Source organism: Cytobacillus sp. NCCP-133 (assembly GCF_026011715.1).
GTDB lineage: Bacteria > Bacillota > Bacilli > Bacillales > Cytobacillaceae > Cytobacillus.
The window spans coordinates 151365-176587 of sequence record NZ_BRVM01000006.1; the positions used below are offsets into that span (position 1 = coordinate 151365).

Sequence of the window (25223 nt, forward strand, 5' to 3'; positions counted from 1 at the left end):
CTGGAATAAAAAAAAGAGCACAGGCCAAATGCCTGTGCTTTACAAAGGATTATATCTTAAAAGGGGGTCAATTTCTATTCTTATATTACCGTAAATTTATTTCACCAAGGTTACAGGAGAATTAAAACAACATGACTTTTTGTTAAAGTTTGCACCAAGTGGCTAAATTTCCTAAATAAAAATCGGCACATCTTTCGAAAGACGATGTGCCGAGCTATTTTAGTTTAATTTTTCGCCTTAAGGCTTTCGATTAATTCTTCAACATAGTGCTGGGCACTTTGTGCGGCGATGCTTCCATCGCCTGTAGCTGTAACGATTTGGCGCAGGGATTTTTCACGGATGTCTCCGGCAGCAAAAATGCCTTCCACCTTTGTTTCCATGCGGTCATTTGTTTCGATATAGCCGTTGCTGTTTGTAATGCCAAGGCTTTCAAACGGCTTGGATAGAGGAACCATTCCGATGTAGATGAATACACCGTCTGCTTTAAATTCTTTTTCTTCGCCCGTTTCTGCAGACACAAGCGTAACGCTGCCTACTTTGCCATCCTTATCATTGACTTCCTTCACAGTCGTATTCCAAATGAAGTCAATTTTATCATTATCAAACGCACGCTGCTGCAGGATGGCTTGCGCACGAAGCTGATCCCGCCTGTGTACAATTGTGACTTTCGATGCGAAGCGAGTTAAATAGACGCCTTCCTCAACAGCGGAGTCACCGCCCCCGATAACAACTAGCTCTTTGCCTTTAAAGAATGCACCATCACAAACTGCGCAATAAGACACGCCGCGTCCGCCAAGTTCTTTTTCACCAGGAATGCCAAGCTTTTTATACTCGGCACCAGTGGAAATAATCACAGAACGGGCTTTGTATTGTTTGGAGCCTGCCACAACTGTCTTGTACTCTTCCCCGTCAATCACTTCTTTAATATCGCCATACGCATATTCTGCGCCGAATTTCTTTGCATGGTCAAACATTTTTGTCGATAGATCAGGCCCTAAAATATGGTCAAAACCAGGGTAGTTTTCAACTTCTTCTGTGTTTGCCATTTGTCCGCCTGGCACACCGCGCTCAAGCATTAGGGTAGAAAGATTGGCACGGGATGTATAAACAGCTGCTGTCATACCAGCCGGGCCTGCGCCAGCGATAATAACATCATAGATTTTTTCTTCACTCACAACGATTCACTCCTTCAGTAATCAGCTCTCCTGTAATATCCGAAAAGTTTTTTTATAATTGCCCTTGAATATGCATATTATAGTATGACCTTCTTACTGTTATCCTATAAAATCAGGAGTGTTTCGTCCAAAAATCTGCTCAGTGAAGGCGTTCGTTCACGGATTTTACATATTTGCCCATTGTTGAGGCAGAAATGCCGTATTTGCCGGCAATTTTTGATTGGGAAATCTTTTCGTTTCGAAGCTTATGCCATACATACTCAATCGCTGCAGCCCATGCCTTTTGGTTTTTTATATTCTGATGCTTGCTTGTTAATTCCACAAAGATGGTGAACCACATTAAATACAAGCCAGCCTCTACTGTCCCGATTGGATGAAAGTTTTCATAAAATAGCTCTGCTGTTTCATGGCCAGCCTGAAGCAGGGCAGGCAATTTCTGCCCTGTTTGCACAAAGGAAAGATACTCCTTTTCCAATGCTGTAAACTTTTCGTTCTGCACAATTGCATCAGAATCCAGCACATCACTTTTCCTGCTGGAAACAGACGTCAGGTACAACCCGAATAGCCGCTCTTCCATGTAGTCGCTCTCCAGCTTTTTTAAGATGGAAGAATAATGATCTTCAAACCCGCTGCTTGTCACTTTTTCATCGTTCCAGGGCTCAGTGCCCGCCTTATCAGGATTGATTTCAACTGCTTTCTTCCATGCTGACTTCGCCAAATCTTCGCGGCCAGTGAAGTAAGCAGAGTAGGAAAGCCAATAATAGAATGGGCCGTCCCCTTCAAAGCCCTTTTTCTGAAGCTTTCGCAGCCATAAAAAAGCAGCTTCGTACTCGCCTGTTAAGGCAAAGGTCGCACCAAGCTTGAACTGATGTTCAATCGAAAGCGGCTTTATTTTTTTCAATGCCTCTTTTAACAATCGAACCTGCCTGAAGTCGCGCTCATAAAAAGCAAACACAAGCTTATTACATAGTGCATGGAGATTGCCCGGGTTTTCCTCCAGAACCTTCTCCAATATATCGGAAGCCTTTTGAACTTCGCCGAGGTAATAATAAGCCAATGCGAGGTTGTTATACGCAGACCAGTACTGCGGATATTCATCAATAACTGAATTCAGGATCTCAACTGCTTTCGGAAAATGGCCGGATTCCAGCAGTTCCCGCGCGTGTTCCTGCTTCGTAATCAAATCATCCTGCTCATACAGCTCTTCATCCAGATCTTCCGCCTCAAGCGTCAGCAAATCCAAAAGATCCTCTGTATCTTCCGTAAACTCTCCGTCCCGATCCAAATCGAGATACGTATTTGCATGCTGATAGGCATCCTTGAACAGACCCAGGTGAGCATAATTGTTTGCGAGGAAGTAATGGCATTCCACCATATCTTCATCCAGCTCTTCAAGAATCATATGAAGCAGCTGATTCGATTCCTGATACTCGCTCATCTCGGAATGGATAATCGCCAGCTGTGCCACAATCATCGGTTCACCCGATTCAAGCTGCATCGCACGCATCAGGTATTTTTTCGCTTTATGAAAATCCCTGCGGTGGTACGCCTTAATTCCTTTGGAAAAGTAGTACTCACCATTTGGGATAAATGACAATAGTTTTCCCTTTTGGTGTCTAGCTTTAGAGTCTTTGCTCATGAAATCCTCCATTAATGTTAGTAACTAAAGTAGTATATCATACGAACAAGCCATCGGAGAAGGGTTGAAATCATAATAGTATTTCCAGTCTGGGTTTTTTATTGGAAATCTTGATGAGGGAATGTTTTAAAAGGGTTATTGCGGTGGTTTAGTGGTGCTGCTGTTTAGATCGGTAATATTCTGGTAGTTTGGCGGCGGGTGGTAGCGGCGGCCTTTGTTGGTGCCGGTGTGGGGGATATTGAGGGAATGGAGGAGTTTCACCGTGATGGAACGGGAAGATAGATTGAAAAAGTCTCGAAAATCCTGATTAGATGCCGGGACATCATTATTTAAAAGAAATAAATCTATTACTGCCTGATAATGGGCATCCCGGTCAGTTGTTTTACACTTGGGACAATACCACATAGCAAAATGCCGTTTCATAGGTAAGGAATAGCAGGAAGGACAAACAATCCCGGTTTTAATCTCAGAGAAAGATATTTTATAGCAAGCCAGGATATCCAAATTTTCAGTCTGATGTTCTTTCGTAATTTGCCGGCATATTCTTCTTAATTCTTTAGTGTCAAATCGCTCATTATAAAATTGCCTGAACCTTTGTATTTCACTATTGAGAAATTGAACATGCTTAACTTTTTGAAGAGACCGGGCAAAACTAGGCTCTGTTTTAATAATAGTAGATGGCTTGCTAATCAAAACGAGGAATTCTATTGGAAGATTTATGTTGCGTTTATTAAACCACTTTCTAAGCTCTTTCATTTGCTGATTAGCCTGCTCAATAGGATTGGCGTAGCCCTTTTCTTCACCAGCAGCGTTCCTTTGAATGAGCTGATTGCAAACAGGATCAAAGTACAGAACGCCCGAATAATTTTTCACTTCCAGGATTAGAGCAAAGCTTGCTGTCAGGATAAGTGAGTCAATTTGAAAATAATACTTGCCGTTCGTAAGCCTAACTCCATGAAAGACGTAGTAATCTTTTTCCGAAAGCTTGCTTAAATGAAAATCTAAAGACTGTTCCCCTCTATAACCTGCCATTCTTTTAGCCAGATCTGTTTTAATATCCGGTATGTTTGAATTATCGGGAGGAAGACGAAGAAGCAAAGCATTATTTTTTAATATTTTTAATGGTAATGTCCGCTTTTTAACAATCAAGCTATCACTCCTAATTTAATTTCTGCTTATTAATTCTGTTTAAAGCGGAAAAAAACCTTTATATTTATTAAGAGAACGATTTATGTGCCATTTTTTCCGATTTATGATCCACTTTCGACCTTTACTGTGCTACTTTTCGTTTTTATGTATCACTATATGGCGTTTATGTGCCACTTATAAAATATATGTGCCACTCCTTGATATATCAGGGGCCAGCAATTAAAAACAAAAAAACCGCCCTCTCTTATTCGGAGGCCGGTTCGCTTTTCTTGTCATGGCGCTTATTTAATACCTTCAAAACTTCATTAAATGGCATTTCCTGCTCGCGAAGAAGGACCATTAAGTGATAAATCAGGTCGGCTGCTTCCCATTTTAGTTCTTCTTTATCACGGTTTTTAGCTGCGATGATGACTTCTGCCGATTCTTCGCCGACTTTTTTCAGGATTTTATCAACGCCTTTTTCAAAAAGATACGTTGTGTATGCCCCTTCTGGACGTGTTTTTTCACGCTCTTTGATGACTTTTTCAAGTGTATAGAGAATCTCGTAATCGGATAAACTTCCAGACGCTTCCCCATATACTCTTTCCTCAAAACAGCTGACTGTCCCTTTATGGCAGGCAGGCCCAGCTGGCTCAACCAGCACCACAATGGCGTCCTGATCACAATCAAGCTTCATTTCTGCGATTTTCTGCGTATTTCCGCTTGTCTCGCCTTTGTGCCAAAGTTCATTGCGGGAGCGGCTAAAGAACCAGGTTTCACCTGTTTCCACCGATTTTATAAGGGATTCCCGGTTCATGTAGGCTAATGTTAAAACTTCTTTTGTTTTCGAATCTTGTACTATCGCTGGGATTAATCCCTTTTCATCAAACTTCACGCTCTCGATATTCATCGGACTACCACCCCTTTTTCCTTCATGTAAGCTTTAACTTCTGCAACGGATGTTTCTTTATAGTGAAAAATCGATGCTGCCAGAGCCGCATCTGCTTTTCCTTCGATAAACGCTTCGGCAAAGTGATCGGCATTTCCGGCACCGCCTGATGCAATAACCGGCACCGAAACCGCCTCACTGACAGCCTTTGTCAGCTTAATATCAAAGCCTTTTTTTTCTCCGTCTGAATCCATGCTTGTTAGTAAGATTTCGCCGGCGCCGCGCTCTGCTGCCTCACGCGCCCAGGCAATGACTTCACGACCGGTCTGTGTCCGTCCTCCATGCGTGTACACACGCCATGAACCGAGCTCTTCATCATATTTCGCATCAATCGCAACGACGATGCACTGGGAACCAAAGAAATTCGCACCTTCTGTAATTAAATCAGGATTATTTACTGCAGCAGTATTAAGAGAAACCTTGTCGGCTCCCGCACGCAAAATCCGCTTCATATCTTCAAGCGCGTTAATTCCGCCGCCGACTGTAAAGGGAATCGCCAATTCGGAAGCAACCGCCTTTACGACTTCCACCATTGTTTTCCGGCCTTCATGGGAGGCGGAAATATCAAGGAATACCAGTTCATCTGCACCCTGTTCATCATAAAATCGTGCAAGCTCAACCGGATCGCCGGCATCCCGAAGCTGAACAAACTGAATGCCTTTCACAACTCGGCCATCCTTCACATCAAGGCAAGGAACAATCCGTTTTGTCAGCATGATTCCTTCACCTCTTTCAGGGCTTCTGCTACTGTGAAGCGCCCTTCGTAAATGGCCTTTCCGACGATGGCACCGCCAACTCCTTCGGAAGCATACTCTCGCAACTCCACCAAATCAGACAGCTGGCTTACTCCACCGGATGCAATAACACTTTTACCGGTTTCCTGAGCAAGCAGGCGAACCGCTTCAACATTAGGTCCGGAAAGCATGCCGTCTGTTGCAATATCAGTAAAAATAAAGGTCTCAGCACCGGCATCTGCAAATCTTTTCCCAAGATCCACCGCTTTCACTTCAGATGTTTCAAGCCAGCCATGTGTTGCAACATAGCCATTTTTCGCATCCAGCCCGACAGCAATCGCTTTGCCGTACTTGCGGATCATCTCAATCGCAAACTCGGGATTGGAAACGGCAATGCTCCCAATAATGACACGGGTTACGCCACTATCAAGATAGTGAAGGATATCTTCTTCCGTACGGATTCCCCCGCCGATTTGGACGGAGACTTCCAGCTCGCGTGCCGCCTGGATAACATACTGATCATTAACACGTTTGCCGTTCTTTGCGCCGTCAAGGTCAACCATATGGATCCAGTCCGCTCCTTCAGCCGCAAACTTTTTGGCCATACCAAAAGGAGAGTCGCCGTAAACCGTTTCCTTATCGTAATCCCCCTGCAGCAGCCGGACACACTTGCCGCCTCTCATATCGATTGCCGGATAGATGGTAAAACTCATTTCACAGACATCCTTTCTTCAACCAGCTCGGTAAAATTGCGCAGCAGCGACATGCCGAGCGAACCGCTTTTTTCAGGGTGGAATTGCATGCCGAACACCTTGCCCCTTCCGACAACGGCCGGCACTTCTACATCATACAAGCATCTGCTGATGACTGCCTCTTTATTATCGGTATCTACAAAATAAGAGTGGACGAAATAAACATACTCTTCTTCAAGCCCTCTTAAAATTGGCGAGCTATGTAAGAATTCAAGGCGATTCCAGCCCATATGAGGAACCTTATACGTTTCGCCTTCGGCTGTTGCGCCAGGAAAACGTCTTACATGGCCTGGGAGCAGCTGAAGGCCTTCTGTTAGACCGTTCTCTTCACTGTCTTCAAACAAAAGCTGCATGCCAAGGCAAATGCCTAGCAGCGGCTTGCCTGTATCTGCATACTCTCTTACCAGATCAGCAAGGCCTGTCGAGTTTAAAATAGACATCGCATCTTTAAAGGAGCCGACTCCGGGTAAAATTAAGCCCTCTGCCTTCATCAGCTCACCTTTATTTTCAGAAAGGAAGTAAGGAACCTCCAAACGTTCAAGCGCTTTGCTGACGCTGAACAGATTCCCCATTCCGTAGTCAATGATGCCGATCATTTACAACATCCCTTTCGTTGATGGAACTCCCTTAATCCTCGGATCGATGGTTGTTGCTTCATCAAGAGCACGAGCGAGCGCCTTAAATATGGCTTCGATAATATGGTGCGTGTTTTGTCCGTAGTGAACAATCACATGAAGATTCATTCTTGCTTCGAGCGCAAGCTTCCAGAGGAACTCATGCACAAGCTCCGTATCAAACGTACCCACCTTTTGGCTTGGGAATTCAGCGCGCATCTCCAAGTGCGGACGGTTGCTTAAGTCAACCACAACCTGCGCAAGAGCTTCATCCATTGGAACAAAAGCATTTCCATAGCGCTTGATGCCTTTTTTATCGCCCAAAGCGTCTTTTAATACTTGGCCAAGACAGATGCCGATGTCTTCAGTTGTATGGTGATCATCCACGTCGGTATCGCCATTGGCTATTATGTTCAGGTCGAATTGGCCGTGCTTGGCGAACAGATCAAGCATATGCGCCATAAAAGGGACGCCTGTTTCCAGGCTACTCTTCCCTTCGCCATCTATGTTGAAGGAAAGTGAGATATTCGTTTCGTTTGTTTTACGGGAAATGTCTGCAGTTCTGGCCATGATTATTCCTCCAGCTATTTTCTTAGTCTCGTTTCAATGGACCTGGCATGGGCTTCAAGCCCTTCCAGGCGCGCAAATGCTGCGATTTTTTCTCCATTATCTTTTAAAGCCTTTTCACTATATAAAAGAATACTCGATTTCTTTTGAAAATCCTCCACGTTTAGCGGACTTGAGAATCGGGCGGTTCCGTTTGTCGGCAGGACGTGATTGGGTCCTGCGAAATAATCACCTACAGGCTCCGGACTGAATCTTCCAAGGAAGATTGCACCTGCATGGCGGATTTGTCCAAGAAGTTCCATTGGGCTTTCTGTTAAAATTTCAAGGTGTTCCGGAGCGAGGCTGTTAACCGTTTCAATCGCTCCATTCATGCTTTCCGCCACATAAATGGCCCCATAATTCCTGATGGACCCAGCGGCAATTTCTTGGCGAGGCAGTTCGGCAAGCTGATGTTCAACTTCTGCTGAAACCGCTTCTGCCAAAGCGAACGATGGTGTAACAAGCACTGCGCTTGCCATCGGGTCGTGCTCTGCCTGTGATAAAAGATCCGCTGCTACCTCATCAGGCTGTGCCGTTTCATCTGCAAGAATCGCAATTTCACTTGGGCCTGCAATCATATCAATATCCACATCCCCAAAAACTTCACGCTTGGCGAGGGCTACAAAAATGTTCCCTGGACCTGTAATTTTATCGACAGGCAGAATCGACTCCGTGCCATAGGCCAGGGCCGCTATTGCCTGCGCCCCGCCGACCTTGTAGATTTCTTCTGCACCTGCGATATGCGCTGCAGCCAGAACAGCCGGAGGCAGCTTCCCTGTCTTTTTATCAGGTGGTGACGTAATGACAATCCGTTTGACGCCCGCAACCTTAGCTGGAATCACATTCATAAGAACGGATGAAGGATAAGCTGCCGTTCCGCCTGGCACATACAAACCGACTGAATCAAGCGGGGTGATTTTCTGACCCAGGATTGTGCCATTTTCTTCAGTAGTCATCCAGGAAGGGCGCAGCTGCTTTTCATGAAAAGCCCGGATGTTCTCTGCAGCTTCTTTTATGATCTCAAGGATTTTTCCATCCACCTGGCTGTAGGCTTCTTTCATCTCAGCCTGGGTTACCGCAATATCATCAAGTTCGATTCCATCGAATTTTTGCGTGTACTCTTTTACCGCCTGGTCACCCTTTTGGCGAACCGTTTCAATGATACTTTTTACTATTGCACGCTGGTCTTCCGTTCCATTATCAACCGAGCGCTTTATGGAAGCCTGGTTATTCACTCTTAAAATTTTCATAGGTTCTACATCCTTTTATCGCAGATTAACGGGCAGTAATCTCCCCACCTCATATTTTTCATTCTCTGCCTCGTTAACATTTGGCGGGGATAAACTGCCCATAAAGGCCCGATTGGTTCAACTAACCATCAGTGGAAAGTTCACCACTGATGGAAGTTTCACTTTACGAACGAATTTCTTCTCCTGCAATCACTTCTGTCAGCCGGCCGACAAGCTCGCTGATGCGTTCATCTTTCATGCGGTAGGTGACTGGATTGACAATCAGTCTTGATGTGATGCCGACAATGGTTTCATATTCAACAAGTCCATTCTCTTTTAGCGTGCGGCCTGTTGATACGATATCAACGATCCGGTCTGCAAGCCCAATCATCGGCGCCAGCTCAATCGAGCCGTTCAGCTTGATGATTTCAACCTGCTCACCTTGCTCGCGGAAATAAGCCGCGGCAATATGAGGATATTTTGTCGCAATTTTAGGGGCAACATCATTTAGCTTTGTATTTGGCAAACCTGCAACCGCCAGATAGCAGGCACTTATTTTTAAATCAAGAAGCTCGTAGACATCGCGCTCTTCTTCAAGCATAACGTCTTTCCCGGCAATCCCGAGATCAGCAACACCGTGTTCCACATACGTTGGCACGTCCATCGGCTTTGCAAGGATAAAGCGGAATTTCTCTTCCGGCACATCAATAATCAGCTTGCGCGAATCATCAAATTCAGGCGGCAATTGAAATCCTGCCTGGCGCAGCAATTCGGCAGCTTCTTCAAAAATGCGGCCTTTGGGCATCGCAATCGTTAAAACATCTCTCATTTCACGCTCTCCTTTCCAGCTTTTCCGACTAAAAAGGTAACATCCTCATACTGGTTCGTGCAGGCATCCAGGTCTTTTACACCGCTGATATCCTGAAGAACCACTTTCTTTCCGGAAGCGCGTTTATTCTTCGCAAGTTCGAATGCTTCTTTGCGGCGCTCCGGGCTGTATAAAATGCAGTACACTGGCTCTGCTGCTGGGCTGTCTCCAAGTGCTTCGAGCAAGCGGTCCAGACGGATCGCAAATCCGGTTGCTCCGGTGTCTTTTCCGAATTTTTGAAGCAGCAGATCATAACGCCCGCCATTTCCGATTGGGAAACCGACATTGCCTGCGTATACTTCAAAAAGAATGCCAGTGTAGTAGCTCATATGGCTAACAAGTGTTAAGTCAAACCTGACTGTATCCTCCTGGCCGTAATCCTGCATGATGCCCCACAGCTGCTGCAGCTCTGAAAGGGCTTTTTTGCCGGTGCCGTTTTCAAGGAGTCCGTAAGCAAGCTCAATGACTTCTTCCCCGCCTCTTAATTTGAGGAAGCCGAGCAGCCTTTGTTTATCTATGGATGAAAGGGCCAGGCTTTTTACATGTTCCCTATAGCCCACATAATTCTTTTCATAAAGAAATCTCGCTAAGTTTTCAACTCTTTCTTCTGTTCCTAAAATCTGCTGGAAAAAGTTCCGGACGAATCCGATATGGCCGACAGAGAGCTGAAAGTTTTGGAGTCCTGCTTCCTTTAAAGCTGAAATCATCAGCGCCATTCCTTCTCCATCCGCACTGATCGTATGGTCCCCAATGCATTCAACGCCGATCTGTTCAAATTCTGCCGGGCGGCCGCCTTCCCGCTGCTGAGCGCGGTACACATTTGCGGAATAAGCCAGCCGGATCGGCAGCTCATCTTTTAGTAGGCGTGATGCCGCAACCCTTGCGATCGGCGCTGTCATATCCGGACGCAGGACGAGGGTATGTCCCTGCTGATCAAGGAGCTTGAACAGCTGCTGGTCGAGAATTGCAGATGCTGCTCCAACCGTTTCGTAATATTCAAGTGCCGGCGTTTCAATAAACTGAAAGCCCCAGCGCTTCATTTCCTCTTGAATGGATGATCGGACTGCTGCTTTTCTTTCATATAAATCAGGTAATGTATCTCTCATGCCTAATGGCTTTTCAAACATAAATAATCGGCTCAACGTATTCACCTCTCTGAATAAAAAATTCCGAATCCTTTAGTTCGCTAATATGGTAGCAAATTGAAGTTATATGTAGTGTAACGCGCAAACCCGATGCCGTCAACCAAAAGGTGCAGAAAAAAGGGTTCGGGCAGAAAAAAGGCTCCTTTTTGATTGGAAAAGGAGTTTTTTACATAGTTTGTACATATAGATGGAAGGTTATTTGAATAAATAGTTATTTTTGCAGCTGGCAGGACAGTGTAACCTGAGAACGACTATTAGCTAGCACATTTTGATTTGGGCTATCGCCCAACCGAAATTCATCTCCCCCTTACCATTGGGCTTCACCTTTCACACGCTTGAAGAGGGAGACTTCTTTCGGAAGTACGTTAAATTTATCTAACATCTAACACAATTCAGCTGCCCAATGGCATCTTTGGCAAGCTGATATGCCCCACTCCTTGTTCTGGCGCGGTTTAGGAAAAAAACTCCGCAAGCTTAAGCCTGCGGAGTTTTTTTTCCATAGATCGGGTCTGCCGCCCAGCGAGCGGATAGTTCTTCTTTTGTATAGATCACACGCATCGGGTTGCCGCCGACGAAGGCTCCGGGCGGAACATCTTTATGGACGAGCGTTCCAGCCGAGACAATGGCGCCATCTCCGATCGTAATGCCCGGCAGAATGGTTGAATTGGCGCCGATCATAACTTCACTGCCAATTTCAACCGGGCCGAGCCGGTATTCTTTAATCAGGTACTCATGTGCGAGGATTGTGGTGTTGTAGCCGATGACCGTGTTTCGGCCTACACTGATTTTTTCAGGAAACATGACATCCAGCATGACCATAAGCGCGAAGGAGGTTTGATCGCCAACCTTCATTCGCAAAAAAGTCCTGTAGAGCCAGTTCTTCATGCCCAGAAATGGCGTATAGCGCGCCAGCTGAATCACCGCAAAGTTTTTTACAACCTTCCAAAACGGAACGGTTTTATACACATGCCAAAGAGAATTACCGCCCTCGACCTGGTATCGCTCCGTTTTCCTCATTGTTTCTCTGCCTCGAGGATATCCAGCAGGTCAGCCATATTATCGAGCATATAGTCCGGTTCAAAGCGCGCCAGAAACTCGCGGCCCTTTGCTGTCCAGGCCACACCTGCCGTTTTCGTGCCGGCGTTTTTCCCCCCTTCAATATCATGTGAGTTATCGCCGACCATAATGGCTTCCTCCGGCTTTGCATCTAATAATTCCAATGCCTTTAAAATCGGCTCCGGATCCGGTTTCGGCTTTTCAACGTCATCGAGTGTGACAACGACATCAAAGAACGGATCCAGGTTTGTCAATTTCAAACCCTTTTCAACGACATTTGAAACCTTCGTTGTCACTATTCCAAGCTTGTAGCCGGATTCTTTTAAAGTCCGTACGGTTTCAAACACGCCTTCAAATTCCTTCACAAGCACATCGTGGTTTTTAATATTGTACTCCCGGTAAACCGTTATCATTTCCTCCACTTTTTCTGGGCTGATGGACTCAAATGTTTCATGAAGCGTCGGCCCCATGAACGGAAGAACATCTTCCCGCTTGTAGCGCTCAGGATAATATTTTCCGAGCGTATGCAAAAATGAAGAAATAATCAATTCGTTTGTGTCAATTAGTGTTCCATCTAAATCAAATAAAATAGTGTTAATGCTCATAGGTTGCTTCCTTTCTTTTAGCCAGATCAGCACGGTTCCAAATCATTGCGACGAGCAGAGTCAGGACTATTGCCACACCCAGGCGGATCAGCAGGAGCGGCAATACCGGAATGCCCAGCGGCACAAAGATTAGCGTATCCTCCACGACTGCGTGGCAGGCAACGAGGAACACGAATGCGATCGTTACATCTTTTTTGCTGACGCCATCTTCCTGGACAGCCTGGATCATGACGCCCGCCCCGTAGGCAAGGCCGAACACCAATCCGGCTGCAAGCGTCGTGGACGTATTTTCTTTCATGCCTAGCGCTCTTGTGGCTGGCGCCATCCATTTTGAGAAAAGAGCAAGCCATTGTTTGTCTTTTAGGATTTGAATCATGACCATTAACGGTATAACAATGATCGCAAGCTGAAAAATTCCAAGCAGAGCCGTTTGCAGTGCATCCAGCAGGATCGGCACTAAACCGGAGGCCTGCTCTTCTTTTACCGGGATAAACCCGTATTGAGCCGTTTCAGATCCGCCTTGCCAGACAAGATTAATGACAATCGCGCTTACTAACGCAAGGCCGAACCTTACAGCAAGCACAACCCACAGCTTGACGCCAACCTTCAGGGCAACTCCTGTCTCAATCAGCATATTATGCGAAAAAGACAGCATGACTGCGATTATAAATACCTCTTTTACCGTGAGATCAAGCGTTAAAATCGCTCCGATTCCGGCATATAAATTCAAAAAATTCCCCAAAACAAGCGGTATGGCTGCATCTCCAGACAGCCCAATCAGATTCATAAGAGGCGTGATCAGCTTTATAACCCATGGAAGCACTGGCGTATGCTGCAGCAGCGCCACGATCAGCGTGACAGGGAAAATGACTTTTCCAAGCGTCCATGTTGTCTTTAGGCCGGCCATCAGCCCCCGTTTGGATGATTCAACCAGCATCTCTACTCTCCCTTGTTCTTTCTATTCTCTATGCTTGATCCAAATACCGGACTTCTGCCTGGCCTTTTTTTCTTCTGTAGAAAATAAGGGCCAGCGCGACAATGATGAGAGCAACTGAAATCGTCTGCGCGATTCTTAATGTGTCCGTAAGCATCAGGCTGTCCGTCCGAAGACCTTCAACAAAGAAACGGCCGATGGAATACCAGATCACATAGGTGAGGAAAAGCTCCCCGCGCCTCAAATTTGCTCTTCTTAATAATATAAGGATGATAAACCCAATTATATTCCAAATCGACTCATATAAAAATGTCGGATGATAATAGGCTCCGTTAATATACATTTGGTTAATAATGAATTCAGGCAGCTGCATGTTTTCCAAAAAGGCGCGGCTGACCTCCCTGCCGTGCGCTTCCTGATTCATAAAGTTTCCCCAACGGCCGATTGCCTGCCCTAAGATGATGCTTGGAGCGGCAACATCAGCAAGCTGCCAAAATGAAACTTTTTTCTTTTTCGCAAAAACATAAGCCGTAATGACAGATCCAATCAAGGCTCCATGAATGGCAATTCCGCCATTCCATATTTTTATAATCTCACCTGGATTCTGCGAGTAAAAATCCCATTGGAAGATAACATAATAAATCCGGGCTGAAATAATCGCAATGGGAATCGCCCACAACATTAAATCGGCAAAAATATCTTTGGGAAGTCCTCTTCTTTCCCCTTCCCTCATTGCAATAATAAGCGCTAGTGCAATGCCGATCCCAATAATGAGACCATACCAGTGGACTTGAATCGGCCCAAGGGATATAGCAATCGGATCAAGCGGCTGAATATTGTTTTCCATGATCACTTCTCCTTCTCATCAAAAAGCACAAACACCTTCGGAACCTGCCAAGAAGCTTTCCCTTTGGCAACCCCCGGCCCCTCGAGGGAGGCAGGTGCTGCAGCTAAACTTAATCTGTAATTTTGCTTCCTTTATTTATAGAGGCTGTAACTCCTATCAGGACACCGTTTATCAAGTTTCAATCAAACGTTTGATTGAATCCTGCACAATCTCGGGAGGTCCGCCTTTTATAAGCTTAACGATCCTCATCGCCGTCCTCAATCACATCTGACAGGCGGCTTGTAAACTGTTCGGCCGCATTCATGCCCATCCGTTTTAAGCGGAAGTTCATGGCTGCTACCTCAATAATAACAGCCAGGTTACGTCCAGGGCGAACCGGGATGGTCAGCTTCGTGATTTCCGTATCGATGATCTTCATCTTTTCTTCATCAAGGCCGAGGCGGTCGTATTGCTTTTTCTGATCCCACAGCTCCAGATTCATGACAACGGAGATTTTTTTATAGCTGCGGACTGCACCTGCTCCAAACAGTGTCATGACATTAATGATGCCAAGACCGCGGATTTCAAGCAAATGCTCGATGAGTTCCGGTGAGTTTCCTACCAGGTAATCTTCATCCTCCTGCCTGATTTCCACACAATCATCTGCAACGAGGCGATGGCCGCGCTTTACGAGTTCAAGGGCCGTTTCACTTTTACCGACACCGCTTTTTCCAGTAATCAGCACTCCTATCCCATATATATCGACCAATACCCCATGGACTGCAGTTGTTGGGGCCAGCTTGCTTTCAAGAAAATTGGTCAGCAGGCTGGAGAATCGGGTTGTTTTTTGCTTCGTGCGAAGAAGCGGAACAGACTCGCGTTCAGCCGCTTCCATCAGTTCTTGCGGAATTTCAAGCGACCTCGTGATAATGATGCCCGGTGTAATATCCGTGCATAAACGTTCCAGTCGGCTCCCCCGATCGGAATCATTTAATTTCTCTGCAAAGGTGAGCTCCGTTTTTCCAAGCAGCTGAACCCGTTCGCCCGGATAGTAATCAAAATAGCCGGCCATCTCAAGGCCAGGGCGTGAAATATCACTCATGCTAATCGGCCGGTTGATGCCTTCCTCCCCGGCGATCAGCTCAAGACCGAATTTTTCTATAATATCTTTTGTGCGCACTTTTACCATTATGAGCTCCTCCTTTATGCTGGCACTTCTCGGATGATTTTTCTATATTAAAGAACATTCTTCTAATTTCTTATATAAATAGGTTGTTTCTATTTTAGCACTTTTCAGCTCAGAACCAAATTTATGAAGACGATTTTTACAAAAGTTTACGCTGGGTCCTTTTGCTCAATCCGGTTTGGTATGGACAATTTTTCTGTATCTGCTGCGTATAGGTATGGTAATGCAAACACATTTATTTAACAATTCAAAAATATGAGTAAATGGTATAGACAACTATACTGTTACTTGGTAATATTAGTATGTAAGCGAATTCATTTACTTTACTAGTTTTTTGCACTTGTATTCTATTTTTTAAAAAAAGAGGGGGAAAAGCTGATGCGTAAAGAAGAGCGTTTGGCGAAAGAGATTACCGAGCAGTTAGGCGGCACCGGCAATATCGCAGAACTGGCTTCCTGCATGACCCGCCTTCGTGTAAAACCGGTTGATGCAAGCAAGGTTAGCCTTGAAGGCATCAAGGATATTGACGGTGTAATGGGCGTTGTGGAAGCAGAAACACTGCAAATCATTCTTGGACCTGGAATTGTCACAAAAGTGGCAGACGAGGTTTCGAGAATGACAGGAATGAATGTGGCGTCTGTTGATGATGACGGGGAGATTGACACTTCCTTGGAAGGACTGGCAGCTCGTACGAAAGCTGGACTCAATGAGAAAAATGCAACTCCATTCAAGTTATTTTTAAGAAAAATTGCAAGCATTTTCATCCCGCTAATTCCAGCGATTGTCGCATCAGGTTTGGTTGCGGGGATTACCAACGTAGTGATCCGCTCCGGCGCTGATCCAGAATCAACCGCTGTACAAATGCTTAGCTTGATCGGCTGGGGCTTATTCAGCTACCTCGGCGTATTTGTGGGTATTAACACAGCGAAGGAATTTGGCGGATCCCCTGCCCTGGGCGGTGCGGCCGGTATTCTTCTCATCAATCCGGGCCTGGCCAATATTACTCTTTTCGGCGAAGCACTCGTTCCTGGACGAGGCGGATTAATTGGTGTCATGCTTGCTGCTGCACTAATCGCCTTCCTTGAAAAAAGAATCAGAAAAGTAGTTCCATCCGCTATTGATATTATTGTTACACCAACACTTGCATTATTAATCACAGGATTTGCGACATTCTTCGTTCTTCAGCCTGTCGGCGGATTCCTTTCTGACATTATCACAAAAGGGCTGCTTGGCATTCTTGATGTTGGCGGCATCCTTGCCGGATTAGTACTTGCCGGTACATTCCTTCCGCTTGTCGTAACAGGCTTGCATCAAGGTTTAACACCCGTTCATATGGAATTAATCAATACCATCGGCGATGACCCGCTTCTGCCAATCCTGGCCATGGGCGGAGCAGGACAGGTTGGTGCAGCATTTGCCATCTATTTCAAAACAAAGAATGCCCGTCTGAAAAAAGTCATCAAAGGCGGCCTCCCTGTTGGAATTCTCGGCATTGGCGAGCCGCTTATTTTCGGGGTTACCCTTCCATTGGGACGCCCGTTCCTGACAGCATGTCTTGGGGCCGCTGTCGGCGGCGCTTTCCAGGCATTCTTTAAAATTGCTACGATTGCCATTGGGGTTTCCGGCATACCGCTTGCCTTCCTCGTGCACACGCACCAAATTGTGCTATATCTGATCGGTTTATTGATCGCCTATGCCTTCGGCTTCCTATTCACTTGGATGTTTGGATTCAAAGAGGAAATGGCTAAGAATATATAAGAAAAATGAAGAAGGAGGAGCCTTTCCTCCTTCTTTCCTTATGACAGCATATTTTTTAAAAATTCCGACTTAACAGAGGTGAGCATCATGCTTGGAATTTCAGTCTATCTATCAGAAGAACGCCAGGCCCAAAACGCGGAATGGATTAAGCGGGCAGCTTCCTTTGGCCTTACATCCATCTTCACTTCCCTTCATATTCCCGAAGACGGCCACAGCAGGTACAAGCATTTGCTGCAGGAGCTCGGAGCTATTGCCAGACAGCATAGGATGGAGCTTCTGGCAGATGCTTCTCCGCAATCGCTCGGTCATTTGGGATTGGAGTGGAACTCGATTGACACCCTTCTTGACTGGGGTCTTGCTGGCATCCGCGCGGATTACGGATTCTCCTCCTCTCAAATCGTAGAACTCTCTAAAAAAATGAAACTGGGAATCAATGCGAGTACGATTACTGCAGAAGAACTGGATGAGTGGCTGGATCTTGGATTGAACGCAAGCAATGTAGAGGCCTGGCACAATTTTTACCCGCGGCCCGAAACTGGTTTGGCGGCCTCTTTTTTAAAAGAAAGAAACCAATTTCTCAAAAGCATGGGCGTGATCACTATGGCGTTTGTACCCGGCGATGGCGAGCTTCGCGGTCCTATTTTCGCTGGACTGCCGACACTGGAAAAGCATAGAAGCTTCTCCCCTGCTGCGGCGGCGGCCGAATTGATGAACAGCTGCTATACAGATAAAGTGTTAATCGGCGATCATTCAGTGAAGGACGAGACACTGGATCAATTGGCAAAAATCTCAGAGGGAGTTGTACCTCTTCGTGTTGAACTCCTTGGCGGTCAGTACCCTGGGGATCTTTTTGCACAAATTCATACAAACCGTATGGATCCTGCGCTGGATGTGGTCCGGTCAGTCGAATCAAGGTCATACGCACAGCAGGGAGAAAAGAAATGGGAACCTGCTAACCAGCTTGAACGTAAAAAAGGCATGGTAACGGTTGATAATGTCTTATACGGACGATATGCAGGTGAAATGCAAATTGCGTTATCAGATCTGCCACAGGATGAGCGCGTCAATGTGATTGCGAGAGTCGCAGAGGAAGACCTCCCCCTTCTAGATCAAATCAAGGCGGGAACCAAATTTCAATTATTGGCGAGGGATAAATGATGAATATTACAAAGCTAAATACAGAACAGAGAAATCCTAAAACAATGGAAATCGATTTAATGACAACAGAAGAAATCATTACCATCATCAATCAGGAAGATACCATTGTGCCTAATGCCATCGCAAGGGAAATTCCACACATCGTAAAAGCGGTTGACGCCATTGCGGACAGCTTTAAGAAAGGCGGCCGCCTGATTTATGCAGGTGCTGGGACTTCAGGTCGGCTAGGCATTATCGATGCTTCCGAATGCCCGCCGACCTATGGAACCGATCCTGAAATGGTGGTCGGCATTATCGCAGGCGGCACAGCAGCGATGACCGAAGCGATTGAGGGCGCTGAGGATGACAGTGAGCAAGGCCGCCAGGATGTAATCGATATTGGATTGACGGATAAAGACGTGCTTGTGGGAATCGCAGCGAGCGGCCGCACTCCCTATACCATCGGCGCGCTTCAGTACGGAAATGAAGTCGGAGCCGTTACCGTTTCAGTTGCCTGCACAAAGGATTCTGAAATGGAGAAAATCTCTAAATATACGATTGCCCCCATCACCGGGCCGGAAGTGGTGACAGGCTCTACCCGCATGAAAGCAGGGACGGCGCAAAAGCTTGTGCTCAACATGCTGACGACAGCTTCCATGATCAAACTCGGAAAAGTGTATGGGAACCTGATGGTGGATGTGCAAATGACGAACGAAAAACTGTTTAAGCGCGCTGAAAATATCGTCAAAATGGCAACTGGCGCAAGTGACGAAGAAGCCAAAGCTGCCCTGCTGGAGCAAAAGCATAATACGAAGGCGGCTATTCTGCAAATTTTAACTGGCTTGGAAAGTGAAAGGGCTGCAGTGCTTTTAGAAAAGCATAATGGCTATTTGCGGAAAGCAATCACGGAATTTCATTCGAGATAGGAACAATTTATGGGTTTCTGCCGGAAATCATATTGTTCAAAATAAAAATAGAAGCATCTATTTCAACTAATCAGCGAAAAACTGATAGATCAGCAGTAATCTTACTATATAAGCGTATAACCGCGAGATTTTTGTTATAACCGCGAGAAATGGATTTTAACAGCCATTATTTTAATAGATCCTCGAAACCTTTTAAAAGGACCGGAAGCCCTTGTGCTTTCGATCCTTTTTCTTTTAGTTGTATAGACCAAGGCATTCAAGTACACATTCACATAAACTGGTATAGACATCTAGATTTAAAAATTTTATAATGGAGATATACCACTAAACAAGAATGGAACGGAGATGAACGTAATGAACCGTCTTCTTTTAAAAAACGCAAAAATCATTTTAGAAAACACCCTGCTGGATAGCGGTTTTATATTAATAGAAAATGAAAAAATCATAGAAGCGGGAAGCATGGATGAGCTGCCCGCTGTCGACGAGAATACAAAAGTTATAAACCTCTCCCCTGACTTAACCATCAGTCCGGGCTTTATTGATGTCCATATCCATGGGGTAGGCGGAGCAGATACAATGGATGCAACGCCGGAAGCTCTCACAACGATGGCGACAGTTTTGCCTGAAGAAGGGACAACCAGCTTTCTGGCGACTACCATTACACAGGAAAAAGAAAAGATTGAAGCCGCATTGACGAATGCAGCACTCTATCAAAAAGAACAAAACTCATCTGGCAAGGCTGAGGTGATTGGCATTCACCTTGAGGGTCCGTTTATTAACGAGTCAAAAGCTGGGGCCCAGCCAAGGAATCATATTCTTGATCCAGATATCGAGCTTTTCAAGCGCTGGCAAAACAAAGCAAACGACACCATTAAGCTGATTACGCTGGCGCCGGAAAAGGCAGACGGCTATGAGTTCATCCGCTATTTGAGTAAAAATGGCGTTGTTGCTTCAATTGGCCATAGTGATGCCCTTTATACCGAAATGGAACAAGCCGCAAAAGCAGGCGCCACTCAGGTGACCCATCTTTTTAATGGCATGCGAGGCTTGCATCACCGCGAACCAGGTGTAGCCGGAGGTGCTCTGCTATTGAAAGAGCTAATTGTTGAAATGATTGCGGATGGCATTCACGTCCGCCCTGAAATGATTAAGCTCGCCCTCAATGCCAAGGGTTTAGACGGGATGATTCTGATTACCGATTCGATGAGAGCGAAATGCCTGAAAAATGGACATTATGACCTGGGCGGGCAGAATGTTACGGTTGAAAACGGCCAAGCTCTGCTTGAAGATGGAACGCTTGCCGGCAGTATTTTAAAAATGAAAGATTCCATTCAAAATATGATTGATTTTACAGATATTACTTTAATGGAAGCCGTTCGCCTTGCAAGCAGCAATCCGGCCAAGCAGCTCAACATATACGACCGGAAAGGCAGCATTTCTGAAGGAAAGGATGCCGACCTGGTCGTACTCGATAAAAATCTTGAAGTTTCCATGACTTTCTGCAGAGGAGTAAAAGCTTTTGAACGTGAGGTGAAGCCTTCATGAACATCATCCCAGCAGCCGATTATCAGGATATGAGCCATAAAGCGGCACATCTGATGATTGAAAAAATCCGTTCCAATCCAGACATGACGTTAGGACTCGCTACCGGAAGCACGCCAAAAGGAGTTTACGATGAGCTTATAAAAGATCATATGGAAAACGGCACTTCCTATAAAAGGATTACAACGGTCAATTTGGATGAATATATCGGGCTGCCCCCTTTTGACCCGAACAGCTACCGGTATTTTATGAACAGTGGTCTTTTTAACCACCTTGACATTCAGCAGGTAAACACCCATCTCCCAAAAGGGGATGCAGATGATATAAACCAGGAATGCCAGCGCTATGAACAGCTAATTAAGGACCTTGTTGATATTGATTTGCAGCTTTTAGGGATTGGCCAAAACGGGCATATCGGCTTCAACGAACCAGGCACTCCTTTTACCAGCCGGACACATGTGGTGAAGCTGGAAGAGAGCACTAGAAAAGCAAATGCCAGATTTTTCGAGTCAATGGATAAGGTTCCAACCCATGCCATCACGATGGGAATCGCCTCTATTCTGGATAGCCGGGAAATCCTTCTGCTCGCGTCTGGTTCAGCCAAAGCAGAAGCCATTACGCAGCTAGTGCACGGAGAAGCAAATGAGCAATTTCCGGCATCAGCCCTCAAAGTTCATTCAAATGTGACCATCATTGCCGATGAAGCAGCACTGAGTCTGGTATAATATTTTTAGAAAAATCGTGTTAGGAGAATTTCCAATGATCGATAAACAGTCACCCATTCCGATTTATCATCAATTAGAGGAATATGTTAAGCACTTGATTGAAAACGGAATTTTAAAGCCGGATGAAGCCATTCCGTCCGAACGGGAATATGCTGAACAGTACCAGATCAGCAGGATGACGGTCAGGCAAGCCCTGAATAACCTGGTGAGCGATGGATATCTGTACAGGCAAAAGGGAAGGGGCACTTTTGTCAACAAACAAAAAGTGGAACAGAAGCTGCAGGGCCTGACCAGTTTTACAGAAGATATGAAAGAACGCGGAATGGAGCCGAGCAGCCGTCTCATCTCGTTTGAAATCATCCCTGCAGAACAGCAGCTTGCCAGAAAACTGGGGATTAAAGAAAATACACCAATCTATGAAATTAAGCGTGTTCGTCTGGCCGATAACGTGCCAATGGCATTGGAAACCACTTACCTCCCTGCCAATCTCGTAAAAGGCCTTACAGATGAGATTATCAACAAATCTCTATACCAATATATCGAAGAGAAATTGGCGCTGACCATCAGCGAGGCCACACAGCAGATCGAAGCTTCAATTGCTAAGGAAATAGAGGTCAAGCATCTGCAAGTTGAGCAAGGCTCCCCTGTCCTGCTCATCGTCAGAACCTCATTTTTACAGGATGGAACGCCTTTTGAACTCGTAAAATCAGCCTACCGCGCCGACCGGTACAAATTTGTTCATACGATGCAGCGTGCCACAAAATAAAGAGAAACTTCCATTTGTGGGGGCTCACAGCCCATTAGACTGCGATAGGAGAAGGTCCCATATCGGACTTTCTCTTTTTTTTCAGCTTATTTCATTTAGCCATGTCCTTTTCGAGGGTTCGTCCATATTATATAAGTGAGGAATAAAAACAGAGGCGCACTTTTGGTGTGAATTTGAATTAGGATTTCTGATTTCTTAGAAGAATACTTGATTTCGAAAGGAGAGATAAATCTTGAAAATGATACTGGACGCAGGACATGGGTATGATACCCCCGGAAAGCAAACGCCCAATGGCATGCAGGAATATGAGTTTAACCGGGCTGTTGCATCGCTTGCAAAAGGTCTGCTCGAAAACTATCAAAATACGGCTGTCTATTACGCTCATTCGGACAAGCGAGATGTCCCTTTGAAAGAAAGGACCGACTTTGCCAATAACCTGGATGCAGACTGCTATGTGTCCATTCACGCGAATGCATATGGAACGGGCGGCTGGAACAGCGTCGGCGGCATTGAAACTTTCATCTATCCATCAAGGCCGCTGGAAGCCCTGGAGCTGGCACAAAAGATACAGCGGAATTTAATCAATGCTACCGGCTTGCGCGATCGCAGTGTTAAAACGGCAGACTTCCACGTCCTTCGCGAGACGAAAATGACAGCTGTCCTGGTGGAATGCGGGTTTATGACAAACCAAGAAGAAGCTGCACTCCTCCGCACACCGGCATACCGAAAACGTTGTGCCCTAGCCATTGTAAAAGCAATCGCAGAACAATATTGCCTCAAACGGAAATCGGACGGGCCAAAGCAATTCAAGGTTCAGGTCACACTCTTTGAAAAGCAGGAAGCTGAAAAACTCGCAGATGATTTGCAGAAGAACGGCTTTAAGGCGGTAATTACTGAATAGAAGAAGCCAGCACTTGGTGTGCTGGCTTCTTTGTGTTTGGAATTATTTTATAAGCGGTGTGGGCGTTATTTTTTCCCTAGCATATTTCATTATCTTTCCATAATATTATGATTTTTTTCCAGCATATTTTCATGTTAATCATTAGATCTAGCACGTTTCAGAATTTGTCCTGCCTGTTTTAAAATTCATCTTACCTTTCACACATTTCGCCGGATGTTCATTTTATCCCTATGCCAACGAGTCTGTATGCCCATCCTCCTTTTTATGATCCAATCCTGACACAATTTTTTATTTTTCCCTCGCCGGTTCCAGTACGGCTTTTTGGATAACCAAGTTAACAATCGACATGATGACCGAAACGAGAATGGCGGTGCCAAACCCGGCAATTTCAAAGGAGTCTCCCATGAAACCGTCTGTAATCATTAATGTCACTGCATTGATGACGAACAGAAATAGGCCGAGCGTTAGAACCGTGACCGGCAATGTCAATATGATCAGGATTGGCTTCACAAGAATATTTAAAATCGAAAGCATGCAGCTGGCCCCGACGGCCGCACCAAACCCAGACAGGTAAAACGAATCCTTAAAGAAGCCAGCAATAGCCATAAAAAGGACGGCATTAATCAATATACCGATAATCCATCTCATCGATTACAGCACCTCTTCATTCGGCAGTACAAATACCAGCAGTGCATAAATCAATGCCATCGGAAATACCCCAGTAGTAAAAAGCAGGACGATAAAGATCACCCTTAATATCGAAGGATTTAGGCCGATTGATTTGGAAAGGCCGCCTAACACACCGGCCACTTTTCTGTTGGTTCGTGAGCGTGCAAGCTTATTCATAAAGCTTCCCTCCTATCGTTAAAGCGCCTCTTTCCCGAGGAAAGGGATTACCAGGCTGATGATCTTTTTAACGTAATGGCACCAGTTTTTGAATCAGCCGCCAGCTTCAGCCCGCTATCCGCTTCCTTCACAGACTTAAAGCGCATCATCTTTTGAATCACTTCGCTCTTTTCCTCTATTACTTCAATACCCTCGATGTCTACATGAAAACTGCCCAGGTTCGTCCTAAGCTCTCCGCTGACAGCGGCAAAGTCCGGCACAAACAGGTTTATGCTTCCCGTTGCTGCCTTCGCTTCAATGAATTCGCAAGGTTCATTTTCCGCTCTGCAAGTCACATTGCCATTAAAAGATTGAAGTTCAGCCTTCTTAAAATCTCCCTCTGCTAAAATGGCGCCGTTCAGTGTTTCAGCTTCGAGACGCTCGACACGGCTTCTTTTGATCGTAATCTGCCCATTTGCCGTTTCCGCTTCGACATATTTGCTGTTTAGATCATGAACTGTGATTTTTCCGTTAGCAGTTTTGGCCTTAAAGGTTTCCACTTGTAAGTTTTGACTTTCAATCGGCCCATTAAACATGCGGATTTTCACATTTTCATATTTTGCTTTTGGAATGTAGATCACCGCATCGAGCTTCATCCACTTTTGCTGTGTGGAGAAGCGCAGCTTTTCTCCCTCAATGGCAAAAATGACTTCCTTTAGAAAATTCCTGCGGGCCTGATCCTGAGTTTCAACACGGTAAACTTTTGCATGGCATTCAACACGGACATCGCTTTGATCCCACGGAACCACCTTGACTGTTCCATTGGCAACATCAATGTCCAAATCCTTTAAATAGGCATCTGCATGCTGGAAAATATGCGAGATTTCAATACTTTTGCCAAAATTGAAATCAAGGTCAAAGTCTTTCACTTTCTTTAAAGCAGAATCTACGAAATCGATCACTTTTTCTTTGGCGCTTTGATGCTTCGAGCCAATTGGCTCTCCCTTCTTTGCTTCCTCAAATTTCACATAAGCAGAAAGCTCCTTTACCAAATCTCCCTGTTTTTGCTCCATCGTCTGCTGGGACTTTTCAAGCTGCTCCATAAGTGTCAAAGCTTCATCAACTGTCAGCTTGCCTTCCTCAACCATTTTTAATATGCGTTTCCGTTCCTCTTTCATTTTTTGGACCCTCCTCAAT

At 45.5% G+C, this 25223-nt stretch carries 26 protein-coding genes; 7 read left to right on the forward strand and 19 right to left on the reverse strand.

Annotated elements, in window-relative coordinates; genetic code table 11:
- Positions 1 to 224: 224 nt before the first annotated feature.
- The 16 genes from trxB to hprK all read right to left on the reverse strand — a co-directional run bounded on the left by trxB (position 225) and on the right by hprK (position 15449).
- Positions 225 to 1175, reverse strand: coding sequence for a thioredoxin-disulfide reductase (trxB, locus tag NCCP133_RS09895; RefSeq protein WP_264804767.1), 951 nt, complete (start codon positions 1173 to 1175; stop codon positions 225 to 227).
- Positions 1176 to 1314: 139 nt separating this feature from the next.
- Positions 1315 to 2814, reverse strand: coding sequence for a tetratricopeptide repeat protein (locus NCCP133_RS09900; RefSeq protein ID WP_264804768.1), 1500 nt, complete (start codon positions 2812 to 2814; stop codon positions 1315 to 1317).
- A gap of 135 nt (positions 2815 to 2949) precedes the next feature.
- Positions 2950 to 3963, reverse strand: coding sequence for a nuclease-related domain-containing protein (locus tag NCCP133_RS09905; RefSeq protein WP_264804769.1), 1014 nt, complete (start codon positions 3961 to 3963; stop codon positions 2950 to 2952).
- A gap of 244 nt (positions 3964 to 4207) precedes the next feature.
- Positions 4208 to 4852: a bifunctional phosphoribosyl-AMP cyclohydrolase/phosphoribosyl-ATP diphosphatase HisIE gene (gene hisIE, locus NCCP133_RS09910; protein WP_264804770.1), complete on the reverse strand. Its 645-nt coding sequence runs from the start codon at positions 4850 to 4852 to the stop codon at positions 4208 to 4210.
- Complete coding sequence (gene hisF, locus NCCP133_RS09915; protein WP_264804771.1) at positions 4849 to 5607, reverse strand: imidazole glycerol phosphate synthase subunit HisF; 759 nt, start codon at positions 5605 to 5607, stop codon at positions 4849 to 4851. Before hisF ends, hisIE begins: the two co-directional genes overlap by 4 nt.
- Positions 5601 to 6338, reverse strand: coding sequence for a 1-(5-phosphoribosyl)-5-[(5-phosphoribosylamino)methylideneamino]imidazole-4-carboxamide isomerase (gene hisA / locus NCCP133_RS09920; RefSeq protein ID WP_264804772.1), 738 nt, complete (start codon positions 6336 to 6338; stop codon positions 5601 to 5603). Before hisA ends, hisF begins: the two co-directional genes overlap by 7 nt.
- Positions 6335 to 6973, reverse strand: a complete 639-nt coding sequence (gene hisH, locus NCCP133_RS09925) for an imidazole glycerol phosphate synthase subunit HisH (protein WP_264804773.1) — start codon at positions 6971 to 6973, stop codon at positions 6335 to 6337. Before hisH ends, hisA begins: the two co-directional genes overlap by 4 nt.
- Positions 6974 to 7561, reverse strand: coding sequence for an imidazoleglycerol-phosphate dehydratase HisB (gene hisB / locus NCCP133_RS09930; RefSeq protein WP_264804774.1), 588 nt, complete (start codon positions 7559 to 7561; stop codon positions 6974 to 6976). It abuts the gene before it with no gap.
- 14 nt (positions 7562 to 7575) lie between these two features.
- Complete coding sequence (gene hisD / locus NCCP133_RS09935; protein WP_264804775.1) at positions 7576 to 8847, reverse strand: histidinol dehydrogenase; 1272 nt, start codon at positions 8845 to 8847, stop codon at positions 7576 to 7578.
- A 163-nt stretch (positions 8848 to 9010) separates the two neighbouring features.
- Positions 9011 to 9655 (reverse strand): ATP phosphoribosyltransferase, encoded by a 645-nt coding sequence (gene hisG / locus NCCP133_RS09940; protein ID WP_264804776.1) that lies wholly within the window; start codon positions 9653 to 9655, stop codon positions 9011 to 9013.
- Positions 9652 to 10836 (reverse strand): ATP phosphoribosyltransferase regulatory subunit, encoded by a 1185-nt coding sequence (locus NCCP133_RS09945; RefSeq protein WP_264804778.1) that lies wholly within the window; start codon positions 10834 to 10836, stop codon positions 9652 to 9654. Before NCCP133_RS09945 ends, hisG begins: the two co-directional genes overlap by 4 nt.
- Before the next feature lie 477 nt (positions 10837 to 11313).
- Entirely contained in the window at positions 11314 to 11856 is a 543-nt protein-coding gene (locus NCCP133_RS09950) for an acyltransferase (RefSeq protein ID WP_264804779.1), read from the reverse strand.
- The gene (gene ppaX, locus NCCP133_RS09955) at positions 11853 to 12500 is read right to left on the reverse strand and encodes a pyrophosphatase PpaX (RefSeq protein WP_264804780.1); all 648 of its coding nucleotides are present in this window, start codon (positions 12498 to 12500) and stop codon (positions 11853 to 11855) included. The genes NCCP133_RS09950 and ppaX overlap by 4 nt, the downstream gene beginning before the upstream one ends.
- A complete protein-coding gene (locus NCCP133_RS09960; protein ID WP_264804782.1) occupies positions 12490 to 13437 on the reverse strand; it encodes a nucleoside recognition domain-containing protein in 948 nt (315 codons plus the stop codon). The genes ppaX and NCCP133_RS09960 overlap by 11 nt, the downstream gene beginning before the upstream one ends.
- A 28-nt stretch (positions 13438 to 13465) precedes the next feature.
- A complete protein-coding gene (gene lgt / locus NCCP133_RS09965) occupies positions 13466 to 14281 on the reverse strand; it encodes a prolipoprotein diacylglyceryl transferase (protein ID WP_264804783.1) in 816 nt (271 codons plus the stop codon).
- A gap of 235 nt (positions 14282 to 14516) precedes the next feature.
- Positions 14517 to 15449: an HPr(Ser) kinase/phosphatase gene (gene hprK, locus NCCP133_RS09970; RefSeq protein ID WP_264804784.1), complete on the reverse strand. Its 933-nt coding sequence runs from the start codon at positions 15447 to 15449 to the stop codon at positions 14517 to 14519.
- A 375-nt stretch (positions 15450 to 15824) separates the two neighbouring features.
- Here hprK and NCCP133_RS09975 point away from each other — a divergent pair, with 375 nt between their 5' ends.
- The 7 genes from NCCP133_RS09975 to NCCP133_RS10005 all read left to right on the forward strand — a co-directional run bounded on the left by NCCP133_RS09975 (position 15825) and on the right by NCCP133_RS10005 (position 23201).
- Positions 15825 to 17204 (forward strand): PTS transporter subunit EIIC, encoded by a 1380-nt coding sequence (locus tag NCCP133_RS09975; RefSeq protein WP_264804785.1) that lies wholly within the window; start codon positions 15825 to 15827, stop codon positions 17202 to 17204.
- A gap of 87 nt (positions 17205 to 17291) precedes the next feature.
- Positions 17292 to 18362: a DUF871 domain-containing protein gene (locus NCCP133_RS09980; protein WP_264804787.1), complete on the forward strand. Its 1071-nt coding sequence runs from the start codon at positions 17292 to 17294 to the stop codon at positions 18360 to 18362.
- The gene (murQ, locus tag NCCP133_RS09985) at positions 18362 to 19267 is read left to right on the forward strand and encodes an N-acetylmuramic acid 6-phosphate etherase (protein WP_264804817.1); all 906 of its coding nucleotides are present in this window, start codon (positions 18362 to 18364) and stop codon (positions 19265 to 19267) included. The genes NCCP133_RS09980 and murQ overlap by 1 nt, the downstream gene beginning before the upstream one ends.
- Positions 19268 to 19621: 354 nt before the next feature.
- Complete coding sequence (gene nagA / locus NCCP133_RS09990) at positions 19622 to 20812, forward strand: N-acetylglucosamine-6-phosphate deacetylase (RefSeq protein ID WP_264804788.1); 1191 nt, start codon at positions 19622 to 19624, stop codon at positions 20810 to 20812.
- Complete coding sequence (gene nagB, locus NCCP133_RS09995) at positions 20809 to 21534, forward strand: glucosamine-6-phosphate deaminase (RefSeq protein WP_264804789.1); 726 nt, start codon at positions 20809 to 20811, stop codon at positions 21532 to 21534. The genes nagA and nagB overlap by 4 nt, the downstream gene beginning before the upstream one ends.
- A 34-nt stretch (positions 21535 to 21568) precedes the next feature.
- A complete protein-coding gene (locus NCCP133_RS10000; protein ID WP_264804790.1) occupies positions 21569 to 22300 on the forward strand; it encodes a GntR family transcriptional regulator in 732 nt (243 codons plus the stop codon).
- Between the two features lie 238 nt (positions 22301 to 22538).
- A complete protein-coding gene (locus NCCP133_RS10005) occupies positions 22539 to 23201 on the forward strand; it encodes an N-acetylmuramoyl-L-alanine amidase (protein ID WP_309298052.1) in 663 nt (220 codons plus the stop codon).
- 288 nt (positions 23202 to 23489) lie between these two features.
- On the opposite strand, the gene NCCP133_RS10010 is transcribed toward NCCP133_RS10005, so the two are convergent.
- From NCCP133_RS10010 to NCCP133_RS10020, 3 genes are read right to left on the reverse strand one after another with little or no spacing between them, the layout of a single operon-like run.
- Entirely contained in the window at positions 23490 to 23849 is a 360-nt protein-coding gene (locus NCCP133_RS10010; protein ID WP_264804792.1) for a phage holin family protein, read from the reverse strand.
- Positions 23850 to 23852: 3 nt separating this feature from the next.
- The gene (locus NCCP133_RS10015) at positions 23853 to 24047 is read right to left on the reverse strand and encodes a PspC domain-containing protein (RefSeq protein WP_264804793.1); all 195 of its coding nucleotides are present in this window, start codon (positions 24045 to 24047) and stop codon (positions 23853 to 23855) included.
- 47 nt (positions 24048 to 24094) lie between these two features.
- A complete protein-coding gene (locus NCCP133_RS10020) occupies positions 24095 to 25204 on the reverse strand; it encodes a DUF4097 family beta strand repeat-containing protein (RefSeq protein WP_264804794.1) in 1110 nt (369 codons plus the stop codon).
- Positions 25205 to 25223 lie beyond the last annotated feature (19 nt).

Bases quoted from the DNA above. Each gene is read 5' to 3' on its own strand.
- hisB (WP_264804774.1), bottom strand. From the start codon at position 7,561: ATGGCCAGAACTGCAGACATTTCCCGTAAAACAAACGAAACGAATATC.
- NCCP133_RS09975 (WP_264804785.1), top strand. From the start codon at position 15,825: ATGCGTAAAGAAGAGCGTTTGGCGAAAGAGATTACCGAGCAGTTAGGC.
- hprK (WP_264804784.1), bottom strand. From the start codon at position 15,449: ATGGTAAAAGTGCGCACAAAAGATATTATAGAAAAATTCGGTCTTGAG.
- NCCP133_RS09900 (WP_264804768.1), bottom strand. From the start codon at position 2,814: ATGAGCAAAGACTCTAAAGCTAGACACCAAAAGGGAAAACTATTGTCA.
- NCCP133_RS09950 (WP_264804779.1), bottom strand. From the start codon at position 11,856: ATGAGGAAAACGGAGCGATACCAGGTCGAGGGCGGTAATTCTCTTTGG.
- NCCP133_RS10010 (WP_264804792.1), bottom strand. From the start codon at position 23,849: ATGAGATGGATTATCGGTATATTGATTAATGCCGTCCTTTTTATGGCT.
- hisIE (WP_264804770.1), bottom strand. From the start codon at position 4,852: ATGAATATCGAGAGCGTGAAGTTTGATGAAAAGGGATTAATCCCAGCG.
- NCCP133_RS10000 (WP_264804790.1), top strand. From the start codon at position 21,569: ATGATCGATAAACAGTCACCCATTCCGATTTATCATCAATTAGAGGAA.
- NCCP133_RS09960 (WP_264804782.1), bottom strand. From the start codon at position 13,437: ATGCTGGTTGAATCATCCAAACGGGGGCTGATGGCCGGCCTAAAGACA.
- ppaX (WP_264804780.1), bottom strand. From the start codon at position 12,500: ATGAGCATTAACACTATTTTATTTGATTTAGATGGAACACTAATTGAC.
- hisD (WP_264804775.1), bottom strand. From the start codon at position 8,847: ATGAAAATTTTAAGAGTGAATAACCAGGCTTCCATAAAGCGCTCGGTT.
- NCCP133_RS10015 (WP_264804793.1), bottom strand. From the start codon at position 24,047: ATGAATAAGCTTGCACGCTCACGAACCAACAGAAAAGTGGCCGGTGTG.
- hisA (WP_264804772.1), bottom strand. From the start codon at position 6,338: ATGAGTTTTACCATCTATCCGGCAATCGATATGAGAGGCGGCAAGTGT.
- nagB (WP_264804789.1), top strand. From the start codon at position 20,809: ATGAACATCATCCCAGCAGCCGATTATCAGGATATGAGCCATAAAGCG.
- lgt (WP_264804783.1), bottom strand. From the start codon at position 14,281: ATGGAAAACAATATTCAGCCGCTTGATCCGATTGCTATATCCCTTGGG.
- NCCP133_RS10005 (WP_309298052.1), top strand. From the start codon at position 22,539: ATGATACTGGACGCAGGACATGGGTATGATACCCCCGGAAAGCAAACG.
- NCCP133_RS10020 (WP_264804794.1), bottom strand. From the start codon at position 25,204: ATGAAAGAGGAACGGAAACGCATATTAAAAATGGTTGAGGAAGGCAAG.
- hisG (WP_264804776.1), bottom strand. From the start codon at position 9,655: ATGAGAGATGTTTTAACGATTGCGATGCCCAAAGGCCGCATTTTTGAA.
- murQ (WP_264804817.1), top strand. From the start codon at position 18,362: ATGAATATTACAAAGCTAAATACAGAACAGAGAAATCCTAAAACAATG.
- hisH (WP_264804773.1), bottom strand. From the start codon at position 6,973: ATGATCGGCATCATTGACTACGGAATGGGGAATCTGTTCAGCGTCAGC.
- hisF (WP_264804771.1), bottom strand. From the start codon at position 5,607: ATGCTGACAAAACGGATTGTTCCTTGCCTTGATGTGAAGGATGGCCGA.
- nagA (WP_264804788.1), top strand. From the start codon at position 19,622: ATGAACCGTCTTCTTTTAAAAAACGCAAAAATCATTTTAGAAAACACC.
- NCCP133_RS09980 (WP_264804787.1), top strand. From the start codon at position 17,292: ATGCTTGGAATTTCAGTCTATCTATCAGAAGAACGCCAGGCCCAAAAC.